Genomic DNA, 20039 nt, shown 5'->3' with positions numbered 1-20039 from the left:
TTACAGCGCTCGCTAGCTACTAGATACTCACTGGTCCTATTTGATTTAAAAATGTTGGCTTCTTAGTCAACATTTTATCTAAGTGCGATGAAACTAAATAATAGCCCTGTAACTCAGCATCAATACAACGACCACACCTTTTTCTTGAAGCGTGACGATCAACTCCACTCTCACTTTTGTGGTAATAAAGCACGCAAGTTCATGAAACTGCTCGAAGATGAGCACCCTAATACTACAACCTTGATCAGTTATGGCTCTGCGCAAGCTAATTCTCTCTTCTCTCTTGCTGCGCTGGCAAAGATTAAAGGTTGGACGCTTGAGTTTTATGTAGACCATATTCCTCAATGGCTGCATGAACGTCCAATAGGTAACTACCGTGGCGCTGTCGACTTAGGGGCTAAAGTGATTTCAGTTAAAGAAACGGGAGCAGAGCTGCACCCAAAAGCATACATTGAACAAGTTAGACAACCCGACTCTCATTGCATTGTGTTGCCTGAAGGCGGACGCTCTCAACTTTCGGAGTATGGCGTGAAACAACTGGCGATGGAGATACTCAGCTGGACACGTTTCGAAAACCAACATGAATTCGTCGTGGCGCTGCCAGCAGGCACAGGTGCCACCGCTCTCTACCTCCATAAGCATCTAAAACTACACAATATCCCGGTCTTAACTTGCGCTTGCGTTGGTGGTAATGACTACTTAACACAGCAATTTAACGAGCTTGGCGAAACAGATCACCCGCAGATACTGCCACTTACAACAAAACACCATTTCGGTAAGTTGTATCAAGACGATTATCAAACTTGGTTGGACCTTCAGGAGCAAACCAATATTGAATTCGACCTACTTTATGACCCTTTGATGTGGCAATGCTTAGAACAATGGCAAGAAACTAATCCAACCAAGACCATTATCTATATTCATCAAGGTGGCATCTTAGGCAATGAATCCATGCTGCCGCGCTATCAGCGGAAATATCCGGATGTGAGCAGCAGCAATACCAAAACCAACACGTCTTGGTAGTTATTCAACCTTGATCATTCCTATCTTCATGATCCTAACGTCATTCAACTGAGAACTTTATCGTTCGCAGCAAAATAGCCACTACATATCGTTGCAGTGGCTATCTGCTAAATTCCTATTCCATCCTTACCTTCAAGATCACGAGTCAAATAAGAAAAAGGAAACTGGCGAGAATCATCGTGTTATCTATAATTTTGATTGGAATATCAATTGTCACTAAAGGAATAACGCATGCGAACACTCACTACGTTAGGTCTACTTTCAGCTCTACTCCCCTTATCTGCGATTTCTGGAGAGAACGTCACTTACCAAGTCGACGGCATAGACTACGAAGGTTATTGGAGCGAAGCCAGTGACCAAGCGCCTTTAGTGCTGTTAGTACACGATTGGGATGGTTTAACGGATTACGAAAAAAAACGTTCTGAAATGCTCAATGAACTAGGTTACAACGTGTTTGCGGTCGACTTGTTCGGCAAAGGTATTCGCCCTACTGAAGTAAAAGACAAAAAACAACATACCGGCGAACTGTATAAAGACAGAGAAAAAATGCGCACGTTACTCAATGCTGGAGCGATGGAAGCGAAGAGGCTTGGTGGTAACTTAGATAACAACGTGATGATGGGGTATTGTTTCGGCGGCGCTGCCGTTTTAGAAGCCGCTCGCGCGGGTATCCCTTCTAAAGCTTATGTTACCTTCCATGGCGGTTTATCGACACCAAAAGGCCAAGATTACTCTCAGACAAAAGCCCCAGTCGTCGTGTTCCACGGAACAGCAGATGCCATGATATCAATGGAAGACTTTGGGAGCCTCGCTGCACAACTTGAAACGACCAAAGTTCAACATGAAATGATCACCTACAGTGGTGCTCCACATGCATTTACCGTGTTCGGCTCAAATAACTATCAACAAGAAGCCGACCAGAAATCGTGGGATCGCTTCACTCACGTATTAGAAACCACCACCAGATAAATGCTCAATATAAAGCCAGAAACTACGACCCCATTCTAGAGCTCAAGAATGGGGTTACTTTTGCATTCATTAGCCACACAGTTACAAATAGCGATGAATACTCAAGTCATCGGTTTTTATATCACTAGCGAAGCCGCTAACCACGTTTGCCAAGATCTTTCCTGAGCCGCACGCCATCGTCCAACCCAGAGTCCCGTGACCAGTATTGGTGAACAGATTCTTGATTGGCGTTTTGCCTATAATAGGCGTGCCATCGGGTGTCATAGGCCTTAACCCAGTCCAATATTCCGCTTTAGAAAAGTCACCAGCGTCAGGAAAGAGATCTTTGATCACCATATCAATGGTGGCTTTACGCTTTTCAGGAATAAGATAATCAAAACCTGCGAGTTCTGCCGTGCCTGCAATACGAATACGATCATCAAAACGAGTCATCGCTACTTTGTAGGTTTCATCCATGACAGTAGACGTCGGTGACTTATCTGCATTTACGATAGGCAGTGTTAGTGAGTACCCTTTGACAGGGTAAACAGGAATAGAAAGGTCTACTTGCTTCAGCAGATCACGAGAATAACTGCCAGACGCGACTACGTAAGCGTCCGCTTTGAAGTCACCTTGAGTCGTGGTAATACTTTCAATGGTTTGATTCTGATGATTGAGTCTCACCACTTCAGTATCAAAAACAAACTGAACCCCAAGCTTCTTCGCTTTTTCAGTCAAGGTTAAACAGAACTTATGGCAATCACCCGTTTCATCGTGTGGTAAATATAGTCCACCCACCAGCTTATCTTTAACGTCCGCTAAACCCGGTTCAATAGATAAGCACTGCTCAACATCAAACAACGAATGTTCAATTCCGCTCTCTTTGAGCAGCTTCATATCTTGCTGAATGAAATCCAATTGTTTCTCGCTTCGAAACACTTGCAGCGTCCCTTTCTGCCTGCCCTCATAAGCGAGTTCTTCACTGTTTCTTAGATGAGTCAGACAATCACGGCTGTAATTGGCGACTCTTAACATCCGCGATTTATTTTGTGCGTATTTGGCTTCATTACAGTTGGCGAGCATCTTAGTCGCCCAAGAAGCCAATTCAGGGGAAAGTGACGGTTTCACTTTTAATGGCGCATGCTCTTGGGTTAACCATTTCATCGCTTTTAAAGGGATTCCGGGCGCAGCCCATGGTGATGAATAACCGTAAGAGATTTGGCCAGCATTCGCAAAACTGGTTTCCTTACCACTGCTATCCTGACGGTCAATAACCGTCACCGAGTGCCCTTCTTTCGCTAGATACCAAGCACTGGTCAACCCAATAACACCGCTGCCAATAACAATAACTTCCATTCTCTTCCCCTAATACACAGCACAAACTCAACCTGTTGAGCACTGTTTTCAATTCAAACACGACTTTCGTTAATAATTTGTAACTTATTCGGCAGGTGTTGATTTAACAATAATGAAAGCGTTGACAAAAAATCAATTCAGTTTAAAAACGAATCTTGAAGTTGAAAACTGTGAGGTTGGGTATGCAGTTAGGTTGTAGTTAGGTTGTAGTTAAGCAGCAGAATCAGTGACTAGCCATCGGAGAGTTAGCTTGAGGATTACACTAATTTTTAAGCTTGGATAAATGAATGCGCGGAGGTGCTTATTTAGATCCGCTCTATACCAGCCTAAATATTATAAGCATCATGACTCAAGAACGTCGCATTCTCGAGTAAGAAATCTAACAGCGTTTCGGCTTGAAGCGTAAGTGCACGGCCTTTTAAAGACTGAACCTTAACGGTCGCTTTCGATAACATTTTCAGCTCTGTGGCAACCACTTCAATTTGCCCCGACTTAATCTCATCAAGCACGGTAAGCTTTGGCATGAACGTGACGCCCAACCCTGCTGACACAAAGTTAGTTAGTGCCGTAACAGAATTCGTTTGGAGCTTTGGTTGCAGGGTAATATGGGACATTTGTTCTGCATGTTTCACTAACCGCCCCATTCCTGTCGAGTTATCGATTAATGCAACAGAAACATCTTTAATGTCTTGAAGTGTCACTGGTGCTTCTTTCATCGTCAAAAAGTGCCCTTTGGGAGCGATGAGTTCTAGGGGATGGCTGCGCTCAACATGTGAATGTAATTTAGGGTGTGGAGCAGAGGCATAGGTGATTGCAAAATCTATCTGTTGATCTTCAAGCATTTTGACCGCGTCTAACGCTCCAGCTATCTCAATCGATAGATTGATATCTGGATAACGAGCCATGAAAGTTTGCATCGGCTTGGAAACCAAGTTGGTAATAAATCCTTCACCAATGGCAATACTGACATTACCCCCTTTGAGATTTTTCAACTTGCTCAGCCGCGCCATTACCGCCGCCTCTCCACGAACGATTGAACGATAGTAGTTCAGCAGTTCGTTACCCGCTTCGGTTAAAAGTGACTGTCGATTATTACGCTCCCAAACTTTCATTTCAGCTTGAGCTTCCAACTGTGTCAGCATTCTACTCATTGCCGCAGGATCGACGTTCATCATTTTAGATGCCTTACGCAATGATCCATATTTTGATAATGCGTTTAAATACTCAAGCGCACGGATATTAAAATGATGCATTCAACAACCTTGTGGTTCAACTGACACGAAGAACAAGACTCTCATACATTTGGCTCAAACATGTATTCCAATTTATCGAGATCCAGTTTGTGCTCACTAACTTGTGCACCGAATCACTTCAAGACTACGGTTGATCGGCTATTCAGTTTGTTTTATCTGTTCCAAACAAGGCAAAGGCGACAACTTTCATTATCGCCTTTGTACTACTAGATTAAGTATTAAGTATTAAGTATTAAGTATTAAGTATTAAGTATTAAGTATAAATAACGACTATTTCAGCGCCAATAATTTATCAGTGAACTCAGCGAAACCATATCCGCCCGGTTTCTGCATCACAACAACCGGGTGATGCGATAACTTCGTCCAATATTGTTCAATATTCGCTACACCAACACTGAAAGGCAGTGCTTCAAACATGAACTGATCATTCATAGAATCGCCTACATAACAGGCATGTTGGAGTATCTCTTCATCCGACAACCCTTTCTCTTTCAAGAAGGCTGTTGAAGTAGCTCTTTTCGAGTGCTCACCATACCAAGCATTAATGTGTATTGAGCTTGCTGTCGCATGCGCGCCTAACGCATGAATCTTAGAAACGATTTCTTCAATAGTGACATCATCGACTCGAGGGCGATTCTGGCCAATATCAATCGCAACTTCACATAGGCGATAAGACTGGTCGAGCGTTAAAGACAAATCTGGGTAATCATTCAGAATGTCTAAGACCTCTGCCTTTAGGCGCTGCTGTTCCGCTCTGACGTCTTCTAAAGGCGTCTGAGATCGCAACGTGAGGTAGCCATTCTGCTTTTCCATAATAAAAGCCCCGTTCTCACCGAGAACCGCATCCACTGGCCATAATTGCGCGATATGATCACACCAGCCAGCACACGCACCCGTTACAGCCACGACTTTTTTCCCCGCATCTTTTAGCGCTTTCAATGTCACCAATGTTTCTGGCGGCAACTGACCTTGCCAAGTTAAGGTATCGTCGACATCCGTCAGTACCCAATCAATGTTTTTCCAATTCTGGTCTAAATCATTCGTTACCGAATTCATTTCTACACCCTCAAATATAAACTAACTTATTAGTGTTAAAGTAAATTCGGCAAAAACATCACTAAACTTTCAGAGAAAGTCAGCAACATCAACACCGACAATAAAGCGAGTAGCAAAGGCACTACTTCTTTTACAAAGTCGACCATACGAACCTTCAAGATGGAACATACAGTAAACATCATCGAACCGAACGGTGGCGTTACACCACCAATCATAATATTAACGATCACGATGATGCCGAAGTGAACCGGGTTTACCCCTAGGTTAAGCACAGCCGGAAGCAGCAACGGCGTTAAGATAATCATCGCTGCGCCACCTTCGATGAACATCCCTACAACGAGCAACAACACGTTAATCAACAGCAACAAGAGTAACTTGTTATCAGTAAGTTCTATCAAAGCAGACGCAACATTGTGCGGGATTTGCTCTAGGGTCATGTAGTAACCGAAGACCATTGCTCCGATAATAATGAACATCACACTACTGGTGCCCTGTACCGTTTCACGCATGATTAACGGAATATGTCGCAGGCCAAGCTGACGATAAACAAAAATGCCAATAATCGCACAAAGCAATACTGCTATTGCACCCGCTTCTGTCGGCGTAAACAAACCAAAACGCATTCCAAGAATAATGCCGAAAGGAATCAGCAAAGCTGGAACTGCTTTTAGAAAGTAATGAACACGTTCTTTCGCAGACGCGGGCTCAGAACGAGAAGGCTTATAACGTCGCTTACGTGCGATGAACGCAATAGTCACCATCAGCGATAACGCCATCAAAAATGCTGGCACATAACCCGCGATGAACATTTGGTGAACCGATACATTCGCTAACAGAGCGTAAATAATTAAGTTGATACCCGGTGGAATAACAGGGCTAATACTCGATGACGCCGCCGTCACAGCCGCTGTAAATGGCAGATCATAGCCACGCTTGGTCATTTCAGGCGCAAGAATCTTCGATTGCATCGCAGCATCGGCATTCGCAGAGCCAGAAATACCACCCATTAACGTACTCAACGCCACATTAACTTGAGCAAGCCCACCCGTTTTATGGCCAATCATTGAATCTGCAAAAGCCAATAAGCTTTTACTGATCCCCGCATAGTTCATCACCGAGCCAACCATGATAAAAAAGGGAATGGCCAACAATGGAAACGACTCTGTCGAACTAATAAAGCGTTGCATCACTAAACTGACGGGAATCGAGTCATTGATAAACAGAAAGTACACCATTGCCGAAGCAATCAATGAAAACGCAATGGGTATATTCAATAGAAATAGAACAAAAAGAATCAGGATTGGAAGATAGCTTTCCATTAATCGTACCTACTTAAAAGAGCGCTTTAGAGAAGCGACATCGTTGACGATGAATCGAACCGTGTGGATTGCCATCAATGAAAAGCAGAGTAACAACACGCCATTGATAGAAAAATATGACATGCCCATCACTGGTGTTACCTTATTGGATAACATCAAGTATTGGTAACTCAGAACAGCCATCAGAATGTTCAGAGCCAGTAGGAAGAAGGAAACACATAACCTAAATGGGATTTTTGCTTTTTCTGGCAGCATGGCGACCACCACATCAACACCCATGTGGAGCTTGTGTTTATAGCAGGAACTAATGCCTAAATAGACAGCCCATATGAAGCAAATAACCGATAGCTCTTCGCTCCAAGGGACAACAAATCCAAACCCATAACGCAACACAACGTTAATAATGACCACTAAAACGGTAATCGAAATAGCTATAGAGGCGAGGATTTCTTCAATATTTTTCAATAAAAACAAAAGACTTCTCCAATGAAATACCCAACATCACGTCGGTTACTTCAGGAATAAAACGACCTGAAGGAAATCAGGCCGTTTTCATTAACGAATTAATCTACATTCGCAGAATTACTGTGCAGCTCGAATCGTTTCCAATTCTTTCATAATCGTTGCGTGTATACCTTCGCTCCATGTTGGGAACTGGTTATATACGTCCGCTGTCAACTCATTGAACTCATCCGAGTTAACTTCATTAAACTTAACGCCTAGCTCTTCGAGTTTTTGAGTGTATTCAACATCAAGCTTAACCAGCTCTGCAGTATTAGATTCAGCGCCTGCTTCTAGCTCTTCATTGATGATTTGCTGTTGCTCTGGCGTAAATTTGTCCCAAAGTGTCGGTGAAATGTAGATACCAACCGTGCCTAGGAAGTGTTTAGTCAAAGACATGTTCTTTGCTACTTCGTAGATTTTGGTTGAGTACATCGTCAAAATCGAACCTTCAAGGCCGTCAACAACACCTTGTTGAACACCGGCATAAGTTTCTGGGAATGGCAGAGAAGCTGGAGCCGCACCCATTGCTGAAAGTGTGCTGATGAACAACTGACTTTGTGGAACACGGATACGCATCCCTTTCATGTCTTCAGAATTCACAATCTCTTTATTGGTGATCATGTGACGGAACCCAAACATATAGTCTGCATTCAATACTTTAATGCCTTTTTCTTCAGCTTTAGCCTTCAAGCCCGCGACAAATTCCGTATCCATCATCGCCAAATATTCATCATACGTGTTGTATAACATTGGGCCTGCCAGTGCAGCGAAGTCTGGTACGTAATCGCCCAGATAGGTCAAATCCTCAACGGCAATCCAGTTTGCACCGTTAACGACTTGCTCCAAGTTGTCTTTATAAACCGGTAACTGACCACCAGGAAAAACTTTAATATTTACCGAACCTTCTGTTCTTTCGCGTATTTTGTCAGTCGCCTTGATGAGCTCTTGGGTTAACAACTCGTTTTGAGTGAACACAAGGCTCATGTTGATATTAATCGGCTCGTCTTTAGCTTCCGCTCCAGCCTTGTCAGCTTCACCACAACCAACAAGTAACGTTGCCGCCATAATTACTGTACCTAATAGCTTTTTCATTTTTTAATCACCTTATCGTGGCTATCTTTTCTAAATATAGAGGGTGTTATTAAGTTTTCGTAGAGTATGTAAGTGAATTATTACATTCATATGAACATTTATCTTAGCCACTTGAACACATTGAGGATAAGGTCTCACTATTGTATAAACTCTAACCGACTTATTTTAACCAGTTCTCAGTTAAATTGGGTTGATATAGCCTATCGATAATAAATCTGTAATAAAATAAAGCTAATGTCCCCTAAATTTTCAAATGAACATCGAGAATACATTATGATTACAGGCCACCGCGGTGCCGCTTCTTTAGCACCAGAAAATACATTAGTCAGTATTGAGCAAGCAGCGAAAGCAGGTGCAGGCTGGGTTGAAATTGATGCCCAACTCAGTGCCGACGGTATCCCTATGGTTTTTCATGATAAAACGGTGAACCGCTGTACTAATGGGACTGGGAATATTGCAGACTTAGATCTCTCTGCACTCCAGGCTTTAGATGCTGGAAGTTGGTTTGGTAGTGAGTTTGTAGGAACCTCGATTCCGACGTTAAGTGAAGCGCTAGACAAGTGCCTAGAACTCGGTCTGACTCTCAATCTTGAGATCAAGATATATGACAATAAGGCGATCAAACCCTTAGTTACCCAAGTTATTGCGCTGATAAAGCACAAGAACTTTCCTAGCGAGAAACTGCTCATCTCAAGCTTTAAAAAGGAAGCGTTAAGTCTTTGCCAAGAGTTGATGCCTGAAGTTAGACGAGGGTTTATCTGCGAAGTATGGAATGATTTCAGCCTTGAATCACTCCAGAAACTCGACCTATACAGCATTCACATTGACCACCGAATACTTGATGAACAGACCGCAAAAACAATCAAAGCTTCAGGTGCAGTACTTAAAATATGGACACTAAACGACCCACTGCTGGCGAGTAAATACCTCAACCTAGGTGTTGATAACATCATTACCGACGTACCAAACAAATTTTAGTGAGCTTTTATGGAACTGAACCACCGCCAAAAACAAATACTCGCGACGCTTAAAGCGAATCAAGACGTACAGATCGACCATCTAGCCGAGCTATTTGCCGTAACCACTCAGACCATTCGTCGTGACGTCAACCACTTATGTGAACAAGGTTTAGCACGAAGAGTGCACGGAGGCGTGAGCTTACCGACAACGCTAACCAACACCAGTTATCGATTCCGTGTTGGTGTTGAATCAGAAACGAAAGACAGTATCGCCATGGCTGTTGCAAACGCTATACCTGAAGGTTCAACGGTAATGATGGGCATTGGCACTACCGTCACTCGTATCGCACAGTACTTATTAGCAAAGCCTGCATTACGAGTGATCACCAATAACCTGCAAGTCGCTCGAATCCTTGAAGCAAACGAGCAGATTGAAGTGTATTTAGCGGGTGGTTTATTTCGCAGAGAACATCAAGACATGGTGGGAAGTAGCGTGGTCCACTTCTTTTCCGATTTTGAAGCCGACATTGGTATTTGCGGTTGTGGCTCAGTAACAGACAGTCATTTTGCAATGGAACATGAGCAAATTGAAGCCGACCTTTCAAAATCTATTATCAAAAATAGCCGTGAAAGCTGGCTCGTAGCTGACGCAAGTAAATGGGGCCGTTTTGCTGCTCTGAAGGTAGCATCGTTGGAGCAATTTGATCGTATATACACCAACAACACCCAATTACCTTCTGAACTAAGCATACAGTTAGTCGAAGATGACGCTCATACTTAAATAAAAGTGCTAAGCCTTTCAAAATACCCAGCAATCTATGCAAACAAGTTTAAGCATCAAGCATTAGACTCGGTCGAATCAGGTCATAAACACAAGCAAGTTCATTACTGAATTCAAACTGTTTGTTGATGATGCCGCCCGCCATATGAGGGTGTCCGCCACCAAAACCGATCCCTTTTTCGTTTATAGCCCTTCTAACTATCTTCGCTACATTGTTTTTAGAACATTCTGAACGAAGAGAAATAAATGTTTTCTCTTTGTTCCTCGCTGAGAGTACAACGATATCGAGCTCATCAACGCTTAACAGGAAGTCTCCTAATACACCGAGCATATTTTTAGGACAACCTTCTGGGAGAACAGCAAATGCTGCATTTTTTTCACGACGTAAGCTATCGAGCATTGAATAGAAAAGTTTTAATTCGTGAAACTCTACTTGATTACGACAAATTTTGTTAACCATATCATTGTTGGCCTTAGCCTGAAGATACAACAGTGCTTTTAGATCAGCATTTCCTACCCCTCGGGTAAAATTTGCGGTATCAAAGCTCAAACCAACCAGTAGTGCTGTTGCGATATTCTGTGGCATCGGCAAAGAAAAATAGCGGTAATATTCAACCATAATGGTTGCAGTTGAACCGTAGTTTGAGCGTATATCGGAATACCATACAAAATCAGGCGCTTTCACTTGATGGTGATCTATCACTCCCACTTCTATCCCAGGAAAGTCGATAACATTTTTCTCACCAATACAACCATCAACAACAATAATCTTATCATCCGGTTGCAATTTTAAATCTTTTGGCTCGTAGATTGGGATATCTATCCAATCGATTAAGTTTCTGAGTGACACTCTATCTATGTAACCATGAAACGTAATAAACGGGCACAACCCTTTCTTTTTTAATAAATATGCCAGAGCGTATGCGGAAGAGATCGCATCATGGTCAGGGAAGTCATGAGCTTGGATAATGATTCTCTTATCACCCTTAAGCCGCTCTAGAAAGCTTTCGAACTTTAAATTTGCCATAATCCAACTGCTAATAAGGTTCTAGCTTCGTAAAAAGCTAGAACTGATGTGTTAATGGTTAACTCTTATGAATTAAACGATATTCAGTGTTAGACAAAATAGCTTCTTCTAGAGCCCCTACACCTAACGTACTATAACCATAGAAATTAGGCTTCGCATTCAAACGTAAAGACTGTACGCTCTTTACGACATGTGTATCCATAGCCAGCGAGTCAACAACTTCAGAAAGCAATTTCCTATTGTTTTTTGTCAAAGGTGCAATGAATTCACTAGCACCACTGATTGACGAATATAAGTAGCCAAACTCACCGCCATTATTTTCTTCAATGTAATAATTGCCGGTTCTAGCGAACGACGCTCGAATTTCATTGACACTTTCAATGGCATTAAAAGGTTGGTTGAAAAACTCCGAACCACCTGCATGTTCTAATGTTTCAGGTGTAAAGCCTTCATCTGGAAATACAAGATAAGCAACAATGGCATTATCTCTAGTAATAGATGAAAGAATAAAGTTATCGTCTTTGTAGTACTTTATAACGTCATCGCCAGTTGAACGCTTGATATAAACGGGGGCACCAAATGTCTGATCTAAGACTTCAGCTGATGAGCGGATGTACACTTTTTCAAGCTTTTTGTGTGACGGAATATCAGTCATTTGTGAAAGACTAAAATCAACCATCTTTTCGATTGCATCAAAACTATCGTTAAACCCACCCAAAGCAATTGAAACTACAGACAACAAACCAATAGTGCGCGCCAAGTTCCCTTTACTTTGAGCCTCTAACAACGACTCTTGGTTATCTTGGAGCTCTTTGAGCTCATCTTGAATTTCTTTTGGAACATCTTTTTTTTGTTCTTCAGACATGATCAGCCTTTAATCTCGTCAATTGTATCCATCAATGCATCTTTACCGTCTTCAGCTCGTTCTTGCACTCGCTCAAAAGCCTCTGTATCCATTATATTTTTAATTTCATCGCTGTAATTAAGACCTAGGTAAATACCAATGACGATGAAAAATAAAGCAAAAATCTTAAACATTGTTACTCTCAACAACTCTAAAAAGGGATTAAAGCACACGCCTTTCCATGTGCTTGCTACAAGTCTTATTTGTATAGTGCGATACGGCTGTTCACTTTCTTCAAATAATTTTTTGTTTCATCGTATGGCAACTTCGCGACCAATTGGTTGTACACTTCTTCAGGAGTCATCTTATTGATCACTTTAGATGCTTTGCCAATGCTAGTTGAGCGGTCTTTGTTAAACGCACGGGCAACGTTTCCCGCACCGGTATTGTAAGCCGCAATCATGCAATACAAACGACTTTGATCATTCTCGATCTTACGTAAATATTTACTATTTAAGATGTCTAAATAAGCAGTGCCAGTTTCAACGTTGATGACGGGTTGATACAAATCTGAAGCCTTCATTGGCGCATCAATATTTCGAACTTGTTTATTTACATCATGCCCCGCGCTGGTTGGTACCACTTGCATCAAACCAAACGCCGGGACGTGGGATTTAGCATCTGGGCGAAAAGCGGATTCAGAGTGCATTATTGCCATAATCAATGCTGCATCTATTTCCCAGTTCTTGCTTTCTTTCTCTGCGAGAGGTGTATATTTGCTCGCACGAGATTTCAAGCTATTCTCAGGAAGCTTCACTTTATAGCTAACCACCTTCTTTGACTGATTAGGAACAGATACTATGTCGGAAGTTGGTTTTGGCTTCACAACTTGAGTTTTAGGTATAACCTTCACCAGTTTTTCAGCTACTTTCGGAGCTTCTTGTACTGGCGTTGACTCTACCTTTTCAACTTCTTTTGCTTTTTCAGCTACTAACGTCTCTGATTGACCAACCGCTATGCCATGTTTGGCTCGCATTTCGTTATAAAGCTTAGTCTGGGCAGCAATACGCTCTTGTGCTTTAGTGAGCAGTGCTAATTTCTTACTGTGCGCTCGCTGGTAGATGAACGAGTCAGGAATACCGGTATCAGATTGAATCAATCGCTCCGCTTGAACATCAAGTTCATTCATTTGACTCTGCGTTTGTTCAATAACAAAGTTCTTTTCTTGTTGCTCTTTATCTAAAGAATACAAAACCGCATGGTCTTCCGCTTTCAGATTGGCTAGATCAACCGTTTTCCCCTCAACTTCAACAGGGATTTTTCTTACAAGCGCTTCTATCTCTTCAGGGCTACTGTCTTCATCAACTAAAACAGAAACCGTAGCGGTATTACTTTCATAATCCACTGCAGTCTTTACTTGGTCGTTTTGTGAATAATCGACCTGCTTTGTTTGAGAAGATACCTCTCCTTCACCCCAAGTTTTTATAAGGTCTGTACGGCGCTCATCAAGTTTATTGGTATATTCGTCACGCCATTGTTCATACTCATCCAAGTATGCATTTACATACGTATGAAATTCTTTAAGTTTTTCTTCTTGGGATTGGCTTGCTTTTACAACCGCATTATTAAGTTGTTGCTTTTGGCTATCTGACACTGCGAGTGTTGGAAAGCTAACAGCTGCTGATATTGCAATAGCCAGCCCTGTCTTGGTGATCGTTTTATACATAACTAACTCCGAGAGTGTATAGAAACAAAGGCCACTCTATAGGTGGCCTTTTTCACTTTAACTGATCGTCAAACAACGATTATTTTTTCAAAGAATCGAATACGGCAGCAAGATCTGCGGCTGCCTTATCGTCGTTGAATTGATTCCAAAGAGCAGAATCTTCACCACCTACTTCGTCGATAATTTTATTCATATTTGCATCATAAGCAGCTTGGTCCATGCCAACTAATACATAAAGACCGCCTGCAGGGCTTGCTTGGCTTACCAATATTCGGCTATTTGTAAGTCTTTTACTCACTACCGATTTAGTAATGTTTTCAAATGCCTCTTGAACATTCTCAGTTACTAGCGTTACGCCTTCCCCAGCAGATGTTGAGACAGCACCGTCGGTAGCAGATTGAAATAGGTTACTCACATCTGTTTCAAATTCCGCGGCAAGGTTTACACGAGCATCATTCACAGCAATTTTGCGCATAACGCTCATACCTGCTGCGCTTTTCTTCGCATAACCTGTTGCACCAATCGCTACATCTGTAGGAACCACATCACAGATCCAACCAGGGGCTTCGACAGTCGGTGCATCTGGGAACGTACATGACGCAAAATTTTGAGCTTGCTCTAGTGTATTGTTGTTGCTTTGGCAGCCAACTAGAGCTGTAACTAGTGACGTTGCAATAATTAGTTTTTTCATATATTAAAAGCTATCCATAACGTTTTTTGTGTATCATTTTCAATTAGTAAATCTGCAAATCATCATTTGATATTTGATGCGTCAATCTTACCTGTAATGCATTTCTCTACTCTTTGTGACATTTCTGAATTAATCACAACTCAGTAGAAACTATAAAAATCAGTTAACCTGTTATGTTTAATAAACAATGTTTAATAAACAATGTTTAATAAACAATGTTTTTTAAACATAAAAAGTCCTATCAGACTAACGCTCAAAGCACTCTGATTTGGTATTCATTAAGTACATCAACTTTCGAGCGGTAGTTTGGCTGATGGGTACGTAACACAGGCTCAATGTCTTGAACTAGATCACTTGCGTCGCTAAGCGACCTTAACTGAATAACAATATTGCCACCCTGTTGACTTGATTTAATATCCGAAACCCCATTCATATCACCAATCAAACGGTAAAGTTGCCCCTGTTTGCCTGCGGCTTTCTGTGAAAAAATAAGTTCTCGAATAGGCCCACCACGACTTGCCATTATTTGCACCGACGATTGAAGTTCACGCTTTAGGGCAATTTGATTACCTTCAACAGCCAGGTGAACAGCTGCAAGTTCATTGAGCATGCCCGCTTTGTTCGGTAACGTCATGAAAGTCGGGTCGTTGTGCCAACTACCATAACGGTTGCCAGCACGATCGATTACGGTTGCCGATAGATCAAGCTGAAGACCAGAAGACGTCACTTTTTGGGTTTCTTGAACATCAAGAATGACACTAGATTGCGCCGGGTTCGAAGCAAGATCAAAGCCCATCTCTGCGAGTGCATTTGAAAATGTATTTTTTACGACTGGGAGATCTGCATCAACATAGATTGAAGGTTGGCCAAGGCTTTTTATCAATCTTGCTATTTTCGCTTCCATCTTCTGTCGTTCAACAAACACATCAAGCGTAACGGTTACAGAACCGTTAGGTTTTTCCTGATAAGAAATTTCATTCCAACTGGAAATCATGCCTTGAGGTTCCATCGAAAGTGATTGCATTGCGATTTCTTGTAAATCGAAATCATTACTGCTTTCTGTTCCAGACAGGGTATCGTAAGACTTTTGCATGTGACCAGAATGGACCATAGCGCCAAGTACTTGACTAATAGCGCGTTTGAAGGCGTCTTGTTCCGCCGCTTGCCTTGCACTCAATGCCAATTTGTTACTTTCGCGGCCTTCACCAACAACCACGACAGACATAACCGGTGAGTCATCCCATTCAATACCGTCGTCAATATTGGCAAACCCAGTATTAAGTTCTGATGCTAGACGCACTGTTACACAAGTATCATCCCCTTGAATTTCAGGTGCACTGAAGTCGGCATTGATATCACCAGCAACAATGCTTGTTAGCAGTAAATCTCGGCTCTCTTGATCAAATTGTTCCTCAACTAGCGCACTATCTTCAGCTGAAAAAGAAACTGAGATTTTACCCTGCAAAAACAAGCGAAGATTATTTAAACCGTCAGCTTTTGCTGACTCAATGGCCATTGCCCCTCGACCATATGCACATCCCTGCTCAATAAGAGCCAACGTAGGCTGGCTCTTATCTAATTCCAATGCAGAAATGGACATACATACAAATAAGGTACTAATGGCAAAGCTTGTGCTTAGCCTTTTGCCGCCCATGTACTACGCTCCTTCATAAACTCCATAGGCACACCAACACTTACAGCGAAAATACGACGTTGGCGATCAGGGCGATAAATTCCGTCCTCAGCAATGTCTTTCACTTCGTCGGCTATGCTGCTGTCTTTCCAGCGAACAATTTTCCCTTGGGCACTTTGTTGGCTTGGGTTAACAGTAGCAACACCGATAGGTTCAACAAAACCTGCGCTGTATTCAAATATAACCATGGTCTCATTGGGTAATACGCCTGCATTTTGGCCACGGTCTAATGAAATTCGGTCGCCTTTAATACCCATAACCTGAGCGGTAGCTGGCATTTCTTTAAGCAAACGCGTTAACATAATATCGAAGCCGCGTGATGACATTTCATTAAGAACGGCATCAACATCTTTACCACTGGTGTAGTTAAAACCGCGATAATAATCGCCATTTGCTATCACTGTGGTGTAACTGTCTTTATCGCGTACGTCGAAGTTAGAAACACGTATCTTACCGATATTCGGATAGCTCAATTTTTCACGTGTATATGGATCAATCACACCTGTCGTCATTTCCATTGACGTTTGGAACAAAGACTGGGTTGAACCGAACAACATGTCAGCTGTTTTGAGTACATCGACTTTCATAATGTAATCGGTAGACAACTTGCCGCGACTTCCTGCCTTTTTAGCTACGTTTACCGCGCCTTCGTCTATCAGAATTTCTTCCATCGCAGTGTTAACAGCATCGGTATCACGCGTCAAAATGCGGAAGCGGTTAACGCCTGCAAACTGGTTTTCTAAAGTATTCTCTAACGCTTTGGTTTGGAATTTACTGATGCTTGAGTGCATGGAATTAAAAACATCAGCAGATTTTCCCTGAAGATTTTCATTCACATCCGTTTTCACATCACCAAAATACAAACGAATTGTTTTTTTCGCGAGTGGACAACGAGTGTCTTTTTCTTCTGCTTCATAGGTACAGAATTGAAGACCTTGGGTATTGAAGTACGCTGGTACTTCAATATCCTCACTGCTAAATTCGTGTGCTGATTTGCCGATAACCAGCGATGAATTTCCCGCATTACTTTCGACAGAATACGTTTGGCTACCTTGATTACTCTGACAACCCGTTAGTGCAATTGCAGCAGTAACTAAACCGGCAATTCGAGAAAGTTTCATTATGATTTCACTTTGTCAGCAACAACTTTATCTAGGTTCTCAAGTTGTTCGATAGTGTTTTTATCCATAGAAATAAGTGAGTTGGCATCTAATGCAAGTAGCGAGCGAGCTTCCATCTCGTGGTAAGCTTCAACAACGGGTACCGTTTCCTCTTCGCTTGCTTCACCTTCTTTCTCGCTTGAGACAGCTGCAAAAAAGCTATCCATTGCGCCACCAGCAGAATCATGCGCAAGTGCCGATGCATGTTGAGATGCAATGTAAGTTAGTTCAGCCGCTTGAACTGCGATATCTGCCGCCAATTTTAAGTTTTTCTGGAAGATTTCATCAGAGGCTTTTTTGTAAGCTTCTACTTGAGGGGTAATCATTTTATTTGTAGGTTTACCTTCATCGAATTCGCTCATTGCAACACGAAGTTCTTCATCAGACTTATCCGCGTTTACTGCTAGGAAACCAGCAACATCACCATGTTTAGATGCAAGAGTACGGTAGTCATTAAACACTGAACATTGGCGATCTTGCAGTGACACCATCACTTTTGATGCTTTATCAACGGCGAATGATACAGGTGTGAACTCTGTACCTAGTTCTTTACAGTTCTGAGTAAGTTCCTTGCTTGTAGCTTCGCGGTCTACGGTTGCTGATTCCATACCAGGAATTGATGAACAACCGGCCATAACTGATACGACTAAACCTGCAAGGATTGATTTCTTAAGCATTTTGAGAACCTTTAATTCAAGAGAGTATAAATAGAGTTTTTATTGAGAATTTTTGTTATTTCTGTATGAGCAGCATCAAGTGCTTGCTCTTTACTAATCGAAGACTTTCCTACCTCCGATAAAATCTTTTGGCTAACCGCCACATTGGGATTTCTAGCTTCAAAGACTTGTAGTATTAGATCTTGCTTAGCAATGTAAGTGTTGTTTTTCTTGCCTTGTCTTACATTACCTTTGATATAAACAATGATGTCGCCTTGCGAAGTTGCCCCTATGTTTTGAGTAAGCAAAGCTTTCGTTTTCGAGGAATACATATCTGAAGCAGAACGAATGGAAATGCTGATATTTTGAAAACGATCAATCGTATTACGCTCGAGTATTAATTGTGGTCCATAGAATTTTTTAGCAACATCATGATCTAACGATGACAACACTAATAGTGATTCTCTATTACTCTTCAATAAGGTGTGAGCTTTGTTCGTGAACACAGCACCTTTCCAGTCACTTTCTTGGGAGGTTAAATATTGTTGAGCGAGCTGGTGGTTCTTATTAATATCAATTGACAACTGATCAACCCACACATCTACGTTAACTCTAAATAGGTAGTTACACCCAGAAGCATCACATTGTGATGTCATTACTTCCATATTTGAAATGCTAATAGGTACAGAAGTAATTTCAGATGTAGTACCGAAAGCACTGTCAACTTTACCGCGAGTTCCAATCTCCTCTCCGTTTTTTGTTTCTATCGTAGATTGGAAAACTTGGGAATTAAACGTAGATGCCTTCACTGTACTGTTTACCCGAAAAGCTAGATTTTCTTTCGCATCGATCGTTGCTTCTGATTCATTTTCACCAATACCTTTTACTTCCCAATAAGATTGAGCGAAAGCTGGGTTCGATAAGAAAAATAAGCAACAAGTGATTAACAGTTTTAATGTACTATTATTTGTGTTCACGTGACGTCCACCAAAGTTTGTTGTCGCATGGTACAAAATTAATTTTTTTCAATCAATAAGATATACATATGGTTGAAGTGAAGATATGTGCGCCACACTCATCACTTTAGGCAAAGAAAACGTGACATCAGTTCCAAGTGTCAACATTTCGACTCCTATATACCCCAATGCTTGAAGGGCTATTTCAAGTGGTAATTCTGGATTAGAAGTCAGAAAGTCAAAATCATGACACCGTCAATTTGTGAGAAATATATAGGTTATATCGAGTTTTAATATTTATAAGAATTGTGAGCTAATACCCGTTTTAAAGCCTTTCTATATTGTTTTAATTATCTATAGGTAGAGCAAATAACTGGTTTCAGATCTAATTTATTTAATCCTCACCATAGATATCGTTCAATATTTAAACTCCAACTCTGACTTCTAACCTTGAACTTTTCTAATCATCAAGAAAAAATAAGTTCGATAATCATACAAAAATAGAGTTCCCTTTGATGGGTTAAACTAAAAAAACATTATGTTGATAGAGATATCAATATAATTTAGTAGGATTTCTGAACTAACGAAAATAGATTAATATTTAATCTTAGATTAAATAAATATAACTTTAATAAAGAGATAATAAACCGTTAATAATTTTCATTCTTAAATGCAATCTGATATCTGTGAATCACTGAACAAACATTAAAATTACAAGTCTCATTTTGGATTTATTAACATAGATTTAAACCAACGTTCACTCTGTCAGTGTTTGGGAATATTACTTTAGGGTTGATGAGAAGGTCATTGAAGGGCAGACATGTATACCATACCTGAGAGAGAAGGCTGTAATAGGAAAAAATATTATAAGGTACCGCAACGAGCGGTGAAACGTTAGATCTATATACATCCAACTAGTTGACATGAGCGTTCACGTCTAAAGCAGCAATGGCTAGATGCAGTGGAACTTGGCCAACTAGCTTTGAAAATCACGG

General features: G+C 41.4%; 19 protein-coding genes. 4 read left to right on the top strand and 15 right to left on the bottom strand.

What is annotated here, in order from left to right; genetic code table 11:
• The first annotated feature begins 87 nt into the window (after positions 1 to 87).
• Together OCV36_RS05770 and OCV36_RS05765 are read left to right on the top strand one after the other, a co-directional pair.
• Positions 88 to 1023: a pyridoxal-phosphate dependent enzyme gene (locus OCV36_RS05770; protein ID WP_135454637.1), complete on the top strand. Its 936-nt coding sequence runs from the start codon at positions 88 to 90 to the stop codon at positions 1021 to 1023.
• 231 nt (positions 1024 to 1254) lie between these two features.
• Positions 1255 to 1992 carry a dienelactone hydrolase family protein gene (locus OCV36_RS05765; RefSeq protein ID WP_135454635.1) on the top strand — a complete coding sequence of 246 codons (738 nt, stop codon included), beginning with the start codon at positions 1255 to 1257 and terminating at the stop codon, positions 1990 to 1992.
• An 81-nt stretch (positions 1993 to 2073) separates the two neighbouring features.
• Here the strand turns inward: OCV36_RS05765 and OCV36_RS05760 are convergent, their stop codons facing one another.
• The 6 genes from OCV36_RS05760 to OCV36_RS05735 all read right to left on the bottom strand — a co-directional run bounded on the left by OCV36_RS05760 (position 2074) and on the right by OCV36_RS05735 (position 8551).
• Positions 2074 to 3327, bottom strand: coding sequence for a D-amino acid dehydrogenase (locus tag OCV36_RS05760; protein ID WP_135454633.1), 1254 nt, complete (start codon positions 3325 to 3327; stop codon positions 2074 to 2076).
• Between the two features lie 326 nt (positions 3328 to 3653).
• Entirely contained in the window at positions 3654 to 4580 is a 927-nt protein-coding gene (locus OCV36_RS05755) for a LysR family transcriptional regulator (RefSeq protein WP_135454632.1), read from the bottom strand.
• Positions 4581 to 4850: 270 nt separating this feature from the next.
• Positions 4851 to 5636, bottom strand: a complete 786-nt coding sequence (locus OCV36_RS05750) for an HAD-IIB family hydrolase (RefSeq protein ID WP_135454630.1) — start codon at positions 5634 to 5636, stop codon at positions 4851 to 4853.
• Between the two features lie 35 nt (positions 5637 to 5671).
• A complete protein-coding gene (locus OCV36_RS05745) occupies positions 5672 to 6955 on the bottom strand; it encodes a TRAP transporter large permease (protein ID WP_102552281.1) in 1284 nt (427 codons plus the stop codon).
• 9 nt (positions 6956 to 6964) lie between these two features.
• Positions 6965 to 7429, bottom strand: coding sequence for a TRAP transporter small permease (locus tag OCV36_RS05740; RefSeq protein WP_135454628.1), 465 nt, complete (start codon positions 7427 to 7429; stop codon positions 6965 to 6967).
• A gap of 108 nt (positions 7430 to 7537) precedes the next feature.
• Positions 7538 to 8551, bottom strand: coding sequence for a C4-dicarboxylate TRAP transporter substrate-binding protein (locus OCV36_RS05735; RefSeq protein ID WP_135454627.1), 1014 nt, complete (start codon positions 8549 to 8551; stop codon positions 7538 to 7540).
• Positions 8552 to 8824: 273 nt separating this feature from the next.
• Here OCV36_RS05735 and OCV36_RS05730 point away from each other — a divergent pair, with 273 nt between their 5' ends.
• On the top strand, positions 8825 to 9529 hold the full coding sequence (locus tag OCV36_RS05730) for a glycerophosphodiester phosphodiesterase family protein (protein WP_135454625.1): 705 nt from the start codon (positions 8825 to 8827) through the stop codon (positions 9527 to 9529).
• 9 nt (positions 9530 to 9538) lie between these two features.
• Entirely contained in the window at positions 9539 to 10291 is a 753-nt protein-coding gene (locus OCV36_RS05725) for a DeoR/GlpR family DNA-binding transcription regulator (RefSeq protein ID WP_135454623.1), read from the top strand.
• A gap of 49 nt (positions 10292 to 10340) precedes the next feature.
• Here the strand turns inward: OCV36_RS05725 and OCV36_RS05720 are convergent, their stop codons facing one another.
• The 9 genes from OCV36_RS05720 to OCV36_RS05680 all read right to left on the bottom strand — a co-directional run bounded on the left by OCV36_RS05720 (position 10341) and on the right by OCV36_RS05680 (position 19065).
• Positions 10341 to 11318, bottom strand: coding sequence for a DHH family phosphoesterase (locus OCV36_RS05720; protein WP_017076177.1), 978 nt, complete (start codon positions 11316 to 11318; stop codon positions 10341 to 10343).
• A gap of 58 nt (positions 11319 to 11376) precedes the next feature.
• A complete protein-coding gene (locus tag OCV36_RS05715; RefSeq protein ID WP_135454621.1) occupies positions 11377 to 12183 on the bottom strand; it encodes an ETEC_3214 domain-containing protein in 807 nt (268 codons plus the stop codon).
• 2 nt (positions 12184 to 12185) lie between these two features.
• Entirely contained in the window at positions 12186 to 12356 is a 171-nt protein-coding gene (locus OCV36_RS05710; protein ID WP_017076175.1) for a hypothetical protein, read from the bottom strand.
• A 65-nt stretch (positions 12357 to 12421) separates the two neighbouring features.
• Positions 12422 to 13888 carry a transglycosylase SLT domain-containing protein gene (locus OCV36_RS05705; RefSeq protein WP_135454620.1) on the bottom strand — a complete coding sequence of 489 codons (1467 nt, stop codon included), beginning with the start codon at positions 13886 to 13888 and terminating at the stop codon, positions 12422 to 12424.
• A 79-nt stretch (positions 13889 to 13967) separates the two neighbouring features.
• Positions 13968 to 14579, bottom strand: coding sequence for an LPP20 family lipoprotein (locus tag OCV36_RS05700; protein ID WP_135454618.1), 612 nt, complete (start codon positions 14577 to 14579; stop codon positions 13968 to 13970).
• 253 nt (positions 14580 to 14832) lie between these two features.
• Entirely contained in the window at positions 14833 to 16233 is a 1401-nt protein-coding gene (locus tag OCV36_RS05695; protein ID WP_135454615.1) for a hypothetical protein, read from the bottom strand.
• A complete protein-coding gene (locus OCV36_RS05690) occupies positions 16215 to 17393 on the bottom strand; it encodes an aldehyde dehydrogenase family protein (protein ID WP_135454613.1) in 1179 nt (392 codons plus the stop codon). The genes OCV36_RS05695 and OCV36_RS05690 overlap by 19 nt, the downstream gene beginning before the upstream one ends.
• On the bottom strand, positions 17393 to 18109 hold the full coding sequence (locus OCV36_RS05685; RefSeq protein WP_135454611.1) for a hypothetical protein: 717 nt from the start codon (positions 18107 to 18109) through the stop codon (positions 17393 to 17395). The genes OCV36_RS05690 and OCV36_RS05685 overlap by 1 nt, the downstream gene beginning before the upstream one ends.
• 11 nt (positions 18110 to 18120) lie before the next feature.
• The gene (locus OCV36_RS05680; RefSeq protein ID WP_135454609.1) at positions 18121 to 19065 is read right to left on the bottom strand and encodes a hypothetical protein; all 945 of its coding nucleotides are present in this window, start codon (positions 19063 to 19065) and stop codon (positions 18121 to 18123) included.
• Positions 19066 to 20039 lie beyond the last annotated feature (974 nt).

The sequence above is a fragment of the Vibrio echinoideorum genome (assembly GCF_024347455.1).
GTDB lineage: Bacteria > Pseudomonadota > Gammaproteobacteria > Enterobacterales > Vibrionaceae > Vibrio > Vibrio echinoideorum.
This window is presented reverse-complemented; position numbering and strand designations above follow the sequence as displayed.